The organism is Porphyromonas crevioricanis (assembly GCF_900476255.1).
GTDB classification, from domain to species: domain Bacteria; phylum Bacteroidota; class Bacteroidia; order Bacteroidales; family Porphyromonadaceae; genus Porphyromonas; species Porphyromonas crevioricanis.
Genome location: NZ_LS483447.1, coordinates 1,124,933 through 1,138,265, shown reverse-complemented (window position 1 = coordinate 1,138,265; position 13,333 = coordinate 1,124,933). Strand labels below are relative to the sequence as shown.

The 13,333-nt window shown below is 45.6% G+C and carries 9 protein-coding genes; 4 read left to right on the top strand and 5 right to left on the bottom strand.

Annotated elements, in window-relative coordinates:
* The 5 genes from DQN70_RS05065 to DQN70_RS05040 form a co-directional block, all read right to left on the bottom strand.
* Positions 1–441: a DUF4810 domain-containing protein gene (locus tag DQN70_RS05065; protein WP_036888526.1), complete on the bottom strand. Its 441-nt coding sequence runs from the start codon at positions 439–441 to the stop codon at positions 1–3.
* Positions 438–776: a hypothetical protein gene (locus DQN70_RS05060; protein WP_023935759.1), complete on the bottom strand. Its 339-nt coding sequence runs from the start codon at positions 774–776 to the stop codon at positions 438–440. The genes DQN70_RS05065 and DQN70_RS05060 overlap by 4 nt, the downstream gene beginning before the upstream one ends.
* A gap of 9 nt (positions 777–785) precedes the next feature.
* Positions 786–1,676, bottom strand: a complete 891-nt coding sequence (locus DQN70_RS05055) for a CsgG/HfaB family protein (RefSeq protein ID WP_023940399.1) — start codon at positions 1,674–1,676, stop codon at positions 786–788.
* 114 nt (positions 1,677–1,790) lie between these two features.
* Positions 1,791–3,137, bottom strand: a complete 1,347-nt coding sequence (nhaA, locus tag DQN70_RS05050; protein ID WP_023935755.1) for a Na+/H+ antiporter NhaA — start codon at positions 3,135–3,137, stop codon at positions 1,791–1,793.
* A 387-nt stretch (positions 3,138–3,524) separates the two neighbouring features.
* Positions 3,525–5,174, bottom strand: coding sequence for a fumarate hydratase (locus tag DQN70_RS05040; RefSeq protein ID WP_042120077.1), 1,650 nt, complete (start codon positions 5,172–5,174; stop codon positions 3,525–3,527).
* Positions 5,175–5,358: 184 nt separating this feature from the next.
* Between DQN70_RS05040 and DQN70_RS05035 the strand changes: the two genes are divergently transcribed.
* The 4 genes from DQN70_RS05035 to DQN70_RS05015 all read left to right on the top strand — a co-directional run bounded on the left by DQN70_RS05035 (position 5,359) and on the right by DQN70_RS05015 (position 13,314).
* Positions 5,359–8,394, top strand: coding sequence for a leucine-rich repeat domain-containing protein (locus DQN70_RS05035; protein ID WP_158441735.1), 3,036 nt, complete (start codon positions 5,359–5,361; stop codon positions 8,392–8,394).
* Between the two features lie 1,240 nt (positions 8,395–9,634).
* Entirely contained in the window at positions 9,635–10,795 is a 1,161-nt protein-coding gene (locus DQN70_RS05025) for a fimbrial protein (RefSeq protein WP_023940396.1), read from the top strand.
* 251 nt (positions 10,796–11,046) lie between these two features.
* Entirely contained in the window at positions 11,047–11,937 is an 891-nt protein-coding gene (locus DQN70_RS05020; protein WP_023935744.1) for a FimB/Mfa2 family fimbrial subunit, read from the top strand.
* 30 nt (positions 11,938–11,967) lie between these two features.
* Entirely contained in the window at positions 11,968–13,314 is a 1,347-nt protein-coding gene (locus tag DQN70_RS05015; protein WP_023940395.1) for a fimbrial protein, read from the top strand.
* Positions 13,315–13,333 lie beyond the last annotated feature (19 nt).

The following is a 13,333-nucleotide window of genomic DNA, read 5'->3' as shown; positions in this document are numbered from 1 at the left end:
TTATCTCACAAGTTTTTTGATCAATGGTCCAATGAATTTTGCAGATTCCGGATACAGCTCTATCTCCTTCTGTAGCATCTCTCTACCCCTTTCCTGAAACAGAGCATCATAATCATCGGTCTTAAAGAGGCGTTTCTGAGATGCCGTAGCATTGTTGAGAAATATAGAAGCTGTTTCCTGTTGAAGAAGAAGATACCCGTATTCAGCGCAAATACCGGGAGGAGGAACTTGCCTAACACCTCCGGGCTTTTTCACCATATTCTCATACACAGTGATAAGATTACAGATACTCTTTGGAGTCTGTTTGTCATACGACTGGTAGGCCAAATGTTCATAGACAGTCGTTCCTCCTTGCACTCCACCCCAATAATACAGGGAGTTTGTAACACCACAAGAGGAAAGGAGTACTACTGCCAGCAAAGAGATAAACAATTGTTTCACAACTCAATCACTTTGTGTTCTTGTGTGGAAATGAAAACTCTCTTGTGATAAACTTTGGAACCTTTTGCGACAACAATGACATCATGTTGACCGGGAGTCAAGAAGATTGTATTTCGGGCAGTCTTCTTGATGTTTCGGTCCTTGTGCCAGGCCTTGCCCTTGACAGTACTAACATTGAATGTTTTATTATCAACTGTAACGGTTATAGGTGTTTTACGAGCACTGACAAATGAGAGCATTCCCTCATCTGCCTTGCCCGAAGAAATGGAATACGAACCTACTCCACAGCCTGTAAACAACAGAGCTACAATAGTTGCGACAATAAATTTCTTCATATACGATCCTTATTTGTCTGAGATATAATACTTACCAAGATTCTCAACATCTATAGCTTCCCCTTTATAAGAACAGAAAGAAATTTCCGTCTCTGGAGTTTCGCCATACGAAGAGAGCACAGAAACAACACCAACTTTTTGTCCAGGGAGTTCAACGGAGAGTCCGTTTTGAGGATTCTTAACCACTCGGCCTCTCTTATAAACATTAAAGACATCTCCGGCAGACAATCCTTGTGATATACCACCCGAAATGATATAAGAACCTTCATCAACAGAGAGGATATATGACCTCCACGGCTTATCCATGCACTTATTGATAATGTTTTCGACCAATTGACTGAGAGCTCCAGAAATTGCTTTATCACTAAGCGTAGCATCAAAGCCGGCAGTGCCACCAATACCAAGGGTCTGCTTAGTGGTGGTCTCTGCAAATCCTTTGGCCTCATCAGAATAAACAATCAGGCCTGTTGCAACTTCTACAAGACGAACGCTTACTCCCGCTTCCACTGTTTGAGTCTTGGTTGAGGAGAAAATCTTCTGTTGTCCTTCTACCTTTCTACCATACTCCGTTATCGAACCAAGAATAATGTAATCGGCACCAATCTTGTTCATCCCCTCTCCAGCCTCTGCCACGAGGACATCAAGATCATCTCTTTCCAAAAGGACAAATTTCCCACTGGCTGCGAGTTTGGATGATAAAATATCCAAGGCCTGTTTTCGCATGGGATCATTGTCCTTGTCGTAGAAAAGCCCTTTGGAATACTGTGTCTCGTTAGAGAATCTACCTATTGCGACCTTCCTTTTGATAGTTTTCTCTTGCGCCAACGCAGAAAATGGAACTGCCAGCATGATTGCCACGGCAGAGATAACGGAGAGCTTAGTGAATACCCTTTCAATCATATTCTTAACTATTAAAATTTAACCTTCAATACAAAAACACCAATGTACTTCTCCTGATCGGAGGCTCTCGAAAACCTCGTCCATTGAAAATCCTACTAAAAACAAATTCCAACCCTATATTATCCCGGCTTTATGCTCCTTAGATAAGACATAGCGTAGCCAGAAGTATCCACAAATCCCCGACAAAATCGAACCAGAGAAGATACCCATTTTAGCCTCGTTGAACAACTCCGGATGGACATCGCCAAACGACAGAGAAGCCAAGAAAAGAGCCACAGTAAAGCCGATACCTCCAAGCATGGAAAGAGCAAGCAGGTTGTGATAAGTCATTCCCTTAGGCATACATCCGAGACCGGATTTGATGAAAAGGGCTGTGAAAGAGAATATCCCCAAAGTCTTGCCGACAAACAAACCCAGTACGATAGCCAAGGGTACTCCAAACATTCCCTCTGCAGTTACGCCTCCGAGTACCACCCCTGCATTGACGAAAGCAAACAGTGGCAGAACAAAGAAGTTCACGAAGGGAGAAAAGTCCGACTCCATTTCCTGTACCGGAGAGATAGCCTTGGCAGCCTTCTTTTTCATCGAAGAAATGATACTGATCTGGTCACGACTCAGCATAGTAACATCTCTATTAGTGCGTTCTCCATCAGGCATCAGGTTGAACAGGACTCGCATCTCTGACCGAAGGTTGTGCATATTGACTTTTGAGTGTGCCGGGATTGTGAAAGCCAGCAAGACGCCGGCAATAGTAGCATGCACGCCACTACCGACAAAGAGAGTCCAAACGACGATTCCACAGAGATAATAGAAAGCCTTGTGTGTCACTCCCATTTTTCCCAATACAAACATCAATACAAGTATAGCCAAAGCTACTCCCAACAGCAGGAAGGAAATATGCCCCGAATAGAAGATAGCGATCACGATGATACCCCCTATGTCATCCACCACGGCCAAGGCCGTCAAGAATGCTTTGAGACTGGTAGGCACTCGTGCTCCCAAAGCAGCCAAAGCAGCCAAAGCAAAGGCAATATCCGTAGCCATAGGAATAGCGGCTCCATGTATCTCATCGCCTGTATGACAAACGGAGAGGTAAAAAAGTACCGGAAAAATCATACCACCGAAGGCCCCTACAATGGGAAGGACGGCTTTGCGAAAACTACTCAGCTCCCCGACTAACATCTCTTGCTTTATCTCCAAGCCGACAACAAAGAAGAAGATTGCCATCAGGGCATCATTTACAAACTCCAACAAGCTCATGGTCTCGCCATTATGCGAAAAAACGCTGTAGTTGCCTATTTGCAACAATACGGGATAGTTGAGCAACTCATAATAAAACCGACTCCATGGGCTATTAGCCACAATCACCGCCAATACAGCAGCGACAAAGAGCATCAATGTAGCATTGGGCTTTCTTTTCGTAATCCGTGACAACGGATTGATGAGCTTTCTTTTCATCATAAGCTGTGTATCTTTTAATAAAAACCTAAATCACACGAAGAGACCGTTGTACAGACTCTCCCAAACTACCCAAACAGCTTCTTGCCGGGCTTTGCAGGATGATGGCAATCGCAGGGCTTTGATGCTCTCGAGGTAAGGGAAGCACTTGGGTATGAGACCAAACCTGAACGTCAATGAACAGCACAGCGACTGCCGTATTACGCAATAACCTTGCAAAGAAAGGTAGAAGAATTAATCTGCGCATATACCTTCCGGCACCATTCTTCATCCATCGTTCCTGTTGTAACAAGCGAGACTCCTCCCTCTCTGTCCGAATAAAATACGGCCCAAAAGTAGGCCTCATCTACAGTATTTATAGAGACAAGAGAGGGTTGTGTCTGCCGATAGCTACCTTCCTATGGCACAATTGGCACAACGGCTCCGGATCTCAGCGAAAAAATCATTCCCTTTGTTATCCACAAGGATAAAGGCAGGAAAATCTTTTACCTCTATCTTCCAAATGGCCTCCATACCCAATTCGGGATATTCGAGGCATTCCACCTTTCGGATACTGTTTTCCGCCAAAACAGCTGCCGGACCGCCTATACTCCCCAAATAGAAGCCTCCGTACTTATGACAGGCATTTGTGACAACCTCAGATCGATTTCCCTTGGCTATCATAATCATCGAGCCTCCGTGAGACTGGAAAAGATCTACATAAGAGTCCATGCGCCCTGCTGTGGTCGGGCCAAAAGAGCCGGAAGGCATCCCCTTGGGAGTCTTGGCCGGACCAGCATAATAAATTGGGTGATTCTTGATGTAGTCCGGCAATCCTTCGCCTCGCTCTATACGCTCTCTCAGCTTGGCATGAGCAATATCTCGACCAACAATAATGGTACCACTGAGAGAAAGACGAGTAGACACAGGATAGCGATCCAGCTCGGCCAAAATTTCACTCATCGGCCTGTTGAGATCAATCTTCACTACCTGCCCTTCCATCCCCTGTCTATATTCCTCCGGGATAAGTGCTGCCGGGTTGGTCTCCAACTTCTCGATCCATATCCCCTCCCGATTGATTTTAGCCTTGATGTTACGGTCTGCCGAACAGCTCACTCCCATTCCCACGGGGCAACTGGCTCCATGCCTCGGCAAACGGATAATCCGAACATCATGAGCATAATATTTACCTCCAAACTGCGCTCCATAGCCAAGTTTAGCAGCTGCGGCCAACACTTTTTGCTCCAGCTCCACATCACGAAAAGCTCTCCCTAAGGCATTACCCTCGGTGGGAAGCTCATCATAATACTTGGCCGAAGCCAGCTTTACGGTTTTGAGGTTCGCTTCGGCAGAGGTGCCACCAATCACAAAGGCTATATGGTAAGGAGGACAGGCAGCCGTGCCAAGTGAGGCCATCTTTTCCACAAGGAAAGGGAGCAACCGATCCGGGTTAAGCAGGGCCTTTGTCTCCTGATAAAGGAAAGTCTTATTCGCCGATCCTCCTCCCTTGGCAATGCAAAGAAAATTATATTCCTCGCCATCCACTGCCATGAGATCTATCTGAGCAGGCAGGTTACAACCCGTATTGACCTCTCGGTACATATCAAGGGGAGCATTCTGCGAATAGCGCAAGTTATCTGTCGTATAAGTATCGTATATCCCATGCGAAATAGCAGCTTCATCTCCACCTCCGGTATAGACGTTCTGCCCCTTTTTGCCCAAGACAATAGCTGTACCCGTATCCTGACAAAACGGCAGTTGTCCCTTGGCAGAGACTTCTGCATTGCGCAACATAGTAAGAGCAACAAATTTATCGTTTTCACTGGCTTCGGGATCGGAAAGGATCGAAGCAACTTGTCTCTGATGCTCTTTCCTGAGAAAAAAAGAAACATCATGAAAGGCCTGACGTGCCAGCAAACGTAATCCTTCAGGATCCACACAGAGCATATCCTTCCCGGCAAAGGGGCGGACGGAGACATACTCGTTCGTCAGGAGATAATACTCGGTCTTGTCTGTAGCCATCTCAAATGGCTTTTGATATCGAAATTCTGGTGTAGGCATGATGACAATTAGAGAAATGATAATCGATTATAACTTCTCTCAAAGGTACATTTTTGTCTCTAATTTATAAGAGAGAAGGATAATGCATATTTCGGGATCAAGGAGCAACAGTCTCATTAAGGTTTGTACCTTCGTTGGCAGAGGGGTCCCGACCCCTCCTTTTCAAACAAGAAATAAAATGCAAATGAAAAGGATTTTCAAATGGGTAGTATTTGCAATTGTATTGCAGGCACTACCGCTATCGAATGTATTTGCCCAAAAGATAGAGAACGGCAAATTGATTTCCTGGGCAGACGCAAGTGGGAGTATTACAATTCCCGAGGATGTAACCGAGATTGCAGAAAACTGCTTCTACACACCGGGCGAACCCGATCCCGATGGCTGGGGAGACACCGATCCGATAAGCAACACAGCAATCACTTCGGTAGACTTCAAGAACGTAGTCAAAATCGGAAAAAATGCATTCAAGGGATGTACTGGCATTGTGAGCATAATGGCTCCGAAAGTGACCGAAATTGCAGAAGAGGCTTTCGATGCCTGTTCTTCTTTGGAGGCTTTGGCCCTCCCTGCGATCACCAAACTGGAGAAACGAGCATTTGCCAACTGTTCGGCCATGACGAACGTATCTCTGGGCAAATCGCTTGCCAGCACTGGTGCAAATCCATTTACCAACTGCACAATGCTCAAAAACCTGCAAATAGAGGCCGGAGCCGAAGGTTTCTATACCTCCGAAAATGCACTGATCCGCAAAACGGACGGTGTATTAGTTGCAGTGGCGGGAGGTATTGAACTGCTGACTCTCGATGGGCGATGCAAAAAAGTTGGAGAGTCGGCCATGTTCGGCTGTTCTCGACTGACAAAAGTGACCCTGCCGGAGGCTACCGTCTTAGGAGACAAATCGCTCAACGGCTGCAGCTCGCTGGCAGAGCTGATAGTACCAAAGCTCGAAGAGGTAGAAAACAACAGCTTCATTACCATGAACGGTGTTGGCTCTTTGAGAGTAATGGACATACATCTGAGTCCCAATTTCAAGGGATTCAACGGAGCTTTCAATGACAAAGAAAGCACAACCCTGTATGTAGCTTCCGAAGAAGTGAAAACACGACTGAGCAAAGAACTCAGAAAAACAAAGATCATTGTCGGTGCTCCTTCGGTTATAACAAACGTAACTATTACTTACTCTTTCAACTCCGATGGAGGGAAAGTAGAGAGCTGGACAACCGGGGCTGTAGCTGTGGTGTCGGGACAAACCTTGCCCACCGGCTCAACGATTACTTTCAAGGCTATTCCTTTCTTCGACTACTATGTAGCAAGCTGGACTCTGAATGGCACGGATATCAGCTCGAGTGTAGAGAACAATATGTACGAGATCGCATCGGTAACAGAGGACATCAATCTAAATGTAACTTTCCGCAAGAAAGACGAAGGTTGCTATATCTTCTACCGTAGTTTGGCTCCCAGCCAGGGAACGATCTCCTGCTCCCGAGATGGGGGCATCAATGTCCCTTATGGAGAAAAGGTGCCGCTGAACAGCAATCTGAAGTTCACGGCTTCGCCCAGAAGAGGGTATCGCGTGACAGACTGGTCGAAAGAAGTCGGTGAAGGCTCTCAAATAAGCTATGAAGTAATATCGGGGCAAAATGGCAAAACAACCTATGAGTGCAAAGCCGAAGACGGGCTTGATATAGCGGTAAACTTCGACCGAATGACGGATCATTTCATCGTCAAATTCAGCTCCTTCAACACTGACAACGGCACCCTTACAGCGGCTCTGCAAGATGGCTCTTCATTCGAATCAGGAGATGCCCTCCCCAAAGGCAGTAAAATCATCTTTACAGCCCACCCTATCGGAGCAAACAAGGTTGAGGAATGGCAACTCAATTCAGAAACGGTAAGTGGACACAGAGAGCTTACCTATGTAGTAGAGAGTCTCTCCAGTGATATAGAGGTTAATGTACTGTGCAGCCAAAGTGGCGAACCGGATCCGGATGCTCCCGTGATCCAAAAAGGCCACCTGATCTCCTGGAACCCCGAGGGTGCCGCTATCTTGCCCGGCGAGGTGACCCACATAGACGCCAAGGCTTTCGAAGGGGCTAACAAAATGACCTCCTTGACGCTGAACAAGGATCTGAAGTATATAGGAGAACAAGCTTTCCTCTATGCCACAGCTCTACGGCAGTTCGAAGTACCGGCTGAGAATCCTCATTTCACAGCAGAAGACGGAGTTCTCTACAACAAAGAAAAGACTCTTCTGATAGCCTATCCGGCCGGACGAGAGGGAGATACCTACCAAATCATTGCCTCTGCACTTGGTATCATGCCAGGAGCTTTCGCGACCTGCCCCTTACTGAAAAATGTAACCGTGGCAATAGACAATACGGCTCTCAAATCGGTAGATGGAGCTCTCTATACACAAGATGGAGCTACTCTGCTCTTCTTCCCCACTCGTCCTATCGAGGGTGAAGAAGCTGCAATCAAATTGCCAGAAGGTCTGCAAACGATCGGTCGTCTCGCTCTGTCGTATCATCCGGCTGTGAAGGGGATAAAATTACCGGCATCTTTGCGTAAAATAGAAGCTCAAGCATTGGCATTCAACCCTGTTCTTGCTTCTGTAGGATACGAAGAGAATGTTAGTCCCGGATTGGAGTCTGTCGGAGATTCGGCTTTCTACTATGGACGTTCATTGCTTCTCTTCCCACACATTCCTACGCTCAAAAGCCTTGGAAAGGGGGTGTTCGGTATCTGCAACTTACTTGAAGAGATCCATATCCCCGATGGTTGCACAATCGGGAAAGGAGCATTTGAGAAATGCCAGAGTATCAAACGTGTCTTTGCCTATGACAGCAAGCCTGCCGACATTGAGGCCGATGCTTTCTCCGATATTGTTTTCTTAGACGAAGCCACCTTGCACGTAAAACCCGATGCCGTGGATGCATATTCCCAAGCAGATGGTTGGAAGATTTTTAAGCACATCAAAGGTAGCATCGACACCAGGATAGAGACCATTGAGCATAGCAACTATAGAATATACAAGGTATCCGATGGGTGGCTTGTAGAGGGGTTCGCTGCAGGTCTCAACTATACGACTTGTACAGTTAGCGGAGAGTTGCTCACACGATCTAAGACCCAACAAGGGCAGTTCTTCGTCCCCACTCCCCATGCAGGGCTCGCGGTATTACTGCACATAGAAGGGCACTCTGTGATCAAGCTGATGCGCTAATCATAACATCTCTCCTGCAGAAATCGGGCATCCTGTTTGCTATGGCAATAGGGTGCCCGACTTCTTTTTTGAGGAACTGTTTCAGAGACAAAAACCGACATGTTTTGTAAAATCCAATCTTGGCTCTAAACGAGAAAATTCGAGAGAAAAAGGCCTAAATCTCCGAGCTAATATCCTCCCTTTCGTACTCTCGAAATCCACTTCTCAAAATGCTCTATTCATCGGCATTCTGGGAGGGTCAAAATTCTCTCCTGTGAAAAAATTTATTCTCTCCTGTGTTAGCAAAATTTCTCTCAGGAGAGAATTTTCTTTCTCTCCCGTGTCATAAAAAAACGGCTCCCATAGGAAGCAAATAAGAGAGAAAAGACAAGGCCAAATGAGTCTCTTTTTGGCCCTAAAAAGGCAACAAAAAGTTTACGTATAAATCACAAAACAAATACAAATTAATACGCCAATAAATAGAAAATTGTATCAACCCAGTTGTGACTATTGCATGTATTGCGTGGAAGCAACTACACCTTATTATAATATATAGGAAACATGTAGGTACGAGGAATATTGTATAACCTAATCTACCCTACCGAGCCCACCTCGGCCGGGTTCTTGTTCTACTGACGGGTAATACATACGCCGAGGCATTTTCTTTTTCATCAAATACCTTTTTTCAATGCTATTTTTACACCACTCTCTTCTATTTATCGTATGGAATATTACTCTTTGTTATCTACCCTCACTTCTTAACATCCTTTGTATTAACAACTTGAATTCGAAAGTAAATATATGAGGCAAAAAAACAAAAAAGGGCTTGGAATATATACCAAATATCTCTACATTTGCAGTAGTATTCCGTATGGGAGAAGGAGATTGAAGGGATAAACGAGTGAGTGATCGCATCTCCGAGAGAGAGTATCGGAATACGTAAAAACCAAACACAAGTGTGCAGACACCATCTTTACTGCAGGAGGTGACGTGGGGTTGGTAAAAGGTTTCAATTGTGCATTTTCGATCCTTATTGGATAAAGAGAAGGCAGGGTTGGTGACATTGCACCCCAACAGATAGAAACAAGGAAATCAAAAAAGGGAAAGGCCTCGTTTTGCGAGGTCACATTTTCGGTACAGAGAAAATAACAACGGAGAAACATTGAAAGGGTGTCCGAAAGGACTGACATCGCACGGGAGGTATTTGTAAAAGAAAAAGAGAATATAACTAACTAATTGTTCAACTAAAAACAAAAAGAAGATGAAAACAACAAAGTTTTTCTTGAGTGGATTGGCCGCTTTGGCGTTGTTGGCTTGTAACAAAAATGAGACTCTCAACGGTCTTGCGGATGCAAAAGATGCTTCAGTAAGTGTAACAATTCAGGCTACTCCGGCCATGCGCGCAGTAGCAGAAGATCCGGCAAATGAGCAAAAAATTTCTGACGCCACAGTGCTCGTGTACAATGCAGCCGGAATCCAGGAAGCCTGCAAAGCGGCTCAGCTCGTGGGGGCAGAATGGAAAGCAGAAGACATCAAGTGTACTACAGGAGAGCACACCATCCTCGTGGTTGCCAACAAGGGGACACTTGCCTTTGAAGACCTCACCTTGGAGGAAGCTAAGGATCTGACATGCAATCTGGAAGGAGGAATTCCGTCTGCAACTGCAGACCATTTGATGATGACAGCAGAGGTTAAAAAGGTTTTGAAAGAGGGAAACGATCCTGAGAATGATGTTGAGGCTAATCTGGCCCACGTACATGCTGCAGTGAAAGTAAAAAAGGTGGATACAGAATTCTCTGATGCTTTCAAGAAGAAATTCTCTGTAGAACTAAGTACCGTAATGGCTCTTGTAGCAAAGAAAGAGTCCAAAATCTTTGGGGAAGATCTGACTTTGGCAACTGCTGGATTTTACTTCGGCGAAAATGTTCCTGCGGGCACCTATACTCCTGCCACATACGAGGTAAAGAAATTCCTTACAATGGTTTTTTCAATGCCTTATGGTGTAAATGAGGCTACTGATGAATTGCTGAAAAAAGCGGGTTTCTATCTGCTGTCAAACAAAGAAGAGGATGTTAAATATCCTACTATCCTTTGTTTCAAGGGCACCTTAAAAAATGCACAGGGAAATAAACTGAGTGCGGAAGAAGCTAAAATCGCTGCAGAAATGAAGTGGATTGTTTCAGAAACAGATCACACAACATTCTATCCTGTTATAATCAACAGAGAGCTTGGCAAGACGACCAAGATCGAAGGGAACAGCGAGAAAAAGGGAGTTGAACGCAACCACAAGTACTTCATGGAAGTAGATATCAATGGTCCCGGTACAAACACTCCAGAAAACCCTGTAGCTAAAGATGCTAATCTGAGTGTTACATGTAAGGTTCAGGCTTGGAACGAAGTGACTCAGAAAGTCGTTTGGTAATCTCTTACCGAAGCCTATCCAAGGGAACTATCTATGAATTAAGAGAATAGGAATCACCCTTGGAGAACTGGCGGAGCTATTTAGAATGTAATCTCAAGAGGGGAAAGAGGGAGGACCTCCTCCCTCCCCCTCTCTACTAACCTGAGTAGGAAACGCAGGCCTCGGATTATGACTAAGACTCAATAACAGGCCATTGCAAACTACCGAACCAAATTCACGTATTCGTTATGACAGACGCAAAGAAATTAATCATGCCGATATTGTTTTTTCTGATATCGGGATGCTTTATTGGTTGTTGTATTGAGGAGGACCTCTCGGATTGTCCTCGACCTTTCCAGTTATATATCAGAGCTCTTGATATTGACGAGAGGGATATTACCGAATCCGGGGACGTGCAGCGTGTCGTCTTGTTTGTCTTTGACGAGTCCGGAAAACTCGTAGAACGTATCGAGCGTTCCGGCGAAGAAATAGCTGCACGCACCCCTGTATATATCCGATATTTTGGTCCCAAGAAATTGACTTTTGTCGCATGGGCAAACCCGAATGACCGTATGTGGTCGCAAACAAACGATGTCAAGAGCATCGCAGACATATCTTTCCAACTCGCATCCGAAGGGGGCATGGCAGAGACTGCTCCGGATCTTCTCTCCGGATCGCTGGAGACAGAGGTGGAGTATGGAGATGTAGAAGAAACAGAGGGAAAAACACTGGATATTCGCAGGCGCACAGCTCAAGTACATGTGCTTATACGTGGCTACGAAAGATGGCTGGCAGGCAAAACGACTGCACCGGATCCGGCCACCACAGGACCTGTGATTGGGGAAACACCGGATACCTACAAGCTAGTATCGGACTTGATGGGAAAACTTGTCAAGTATAAGCTCCCGGGAAATGTGGACAGCAATGGAAACTTTGAAACACCCATAGTGGGAATTTACCCCACGGCAGAAAACAAATTGCTCAATCTGGATCTCATGGTAAATGGGAACAAGGAGCGCACATTCTCAAAAGGTTCGGACGGGAAAGAATTTCTCCCCGAAGTAGGTCGATTGCTGAACATCATCATTGACCTGAGAGCTAATATAAGCGTGGAGGTAGTTGTTACGCCATGGAATGAAGTATACCAATTTGTTGAATACTAAATTATTAAGGAGGAACACCTCTTATACGCTATGATCAAGAATACATTCACATACAGCATTTCTGCTCTGATCCTGCTTCTGGGATTTTTGTGGATTGGAGTTGCGTGCAACAAGGAAGCGTCTATCGGAGGCAGTGACAAAGAAGGAAATCTCTCTCTCCGTATTTCCGGGATAGAGTTGAGAGACGGAGGAGGACTCTTTGCCGATGATGCTCGCATCACAAGTCTGAGGATTATGGTCTTCAGTCCTGCAGGACTTGATGTCCAAAAGCATTTCAAAGCGGCTGAGCTGAGCGAAACTATGACGATCAAAGCCCATGTGGGCAGCGATCGCACTATTTACGTGATAGCGAACGAACCCACAGCTATCACACCACAGTTGGATGATGTCCTCTTCTATTCCGATTTGAATGCAATTCAACCCATAGAGACAGCACAAACACAAGAGATTCCTCTCTTGATGACGGGCAAGCAAACTGGAGTAACAATTGCCGAGGACAATTCTTCCTCGATAAGTGTAACTCTTCAACGTGTTGTGGCTAAGATCTCCCTTGAAATCAAGAAAGAAACCAACAGCAACACAGACGAAGTAGCAATCACCTCATTGGCAATACAGCGCAACGCCAAGACGGGGACGCTCTTCGCTGCGAGTCCATTGGGAGCCTATGATCCTGCTTTAGGGCTTTGGAATTGGGAGAAAAACTACAATGGCACACATCTTTCTCTCACGGGAGAGTTTCAAAGTGTGATGGACAACGGCTGCATATACGTGTACGAAAACCCCGGAATCATTGTAGCAGATACAACCGATAGAGCTTCCAGACTGGAAGTAAAAGCTCTCTTTAACGGTATCCCGACCACTTATAGAGCCTATATCAACGACGAGACAACCTCGGTAGATCACCACTATTCCATCCTGCGCAACCATCACTACAAAGTTTCTGCCACAATAAGCAAGTTGGGAGAAACCAATGTGTTACTGCTAAGTACGAAGGTGTTGCCGTGGAATGTGGAGGATGTAAATTTCGACTTTGTAAAGCCCTACCTTGTGTCGATAGATCCGGAGAGTGCACTCACAGAAGAGCAAGAAGTGTCGCAAAGCTCACCTCTGGTACTTAGAGTCAAGATCAAGGCTGCCACTCATTCTCGCTGGAAGGCAACGCTCTCCAACGGTTTGGACTTCGGCTTCAAAGAAGAGGGAGACTTCGTCTCAGAAGGAGATGCCGATGGAGAAACCGAATATTCCCTTAAGATCCTTCCACTCAAAGCCCCCGGTGGCGGAGTACGCAGAACAACCTTGTCATTCGCAGTAGGAGGCAACAAAGTGCTTAACGGTGCACATACAAACCCGGCGAGCATCTCTATCATCCAGAGGTAACTACATATAAAGATGAAGA

Coding starts and splice junctions, on each gene's coding strand:
- DQN70_RS05055 (WP_023940399.1), bottom strand. CDS start 1,676: ATGATTGAAAGGGTATTCACTAAGCTCTCCGTTATCTCTGCCGTGGCA.
- DQN70_RS05035 (WP_158441735.1), top strand. CDS start 5,359: ATGAAAAGGATTTTCAAATGGGTAGTATTTGCAATTGTATTGCAGGCA.
- DQN70_RS05040 (WP_042120077.1), bottom strand. CDS start 5,174: ATGCCTACACCAGAATTTCGATATCAAAAGCCATTTGAGATGGCTACA.
- nhaA (WP_023935755.1), bottom strand. CDS start 3,137: ATGATGAAAAGAAAGCTCATCAATCCGTTGTCACGGATTACGAAAAGA.
- DQN70_RS05060 (WP_023935759.1), bottom strand. CDS start 776: ATGAAGAAATTTATTGTCGCAACTATTGTAGCTCTGTTGTTTACAGGC.
- DQN70_RS05025 (WP_023940396.1), top strand. CDS start 9,635: ATGAAAACAACAAAGTTTTTCTTGAGTGGATTGGCCGCTTTGGCGTTG.
- DQN70_RS05015 (WP_023940395.1), top strand. CDS start 11,968: ATGATCAAGAATACATTCACATACAGCATTTCTGCTCTGATCCTGCTT.
- DQN70_RS05020 (WP_023935744.1), top strand. CDS start 11,047: ATGCCGATATTGTTTTTTCTGATATCGGGATGCTTTATTGGTTGTTGT.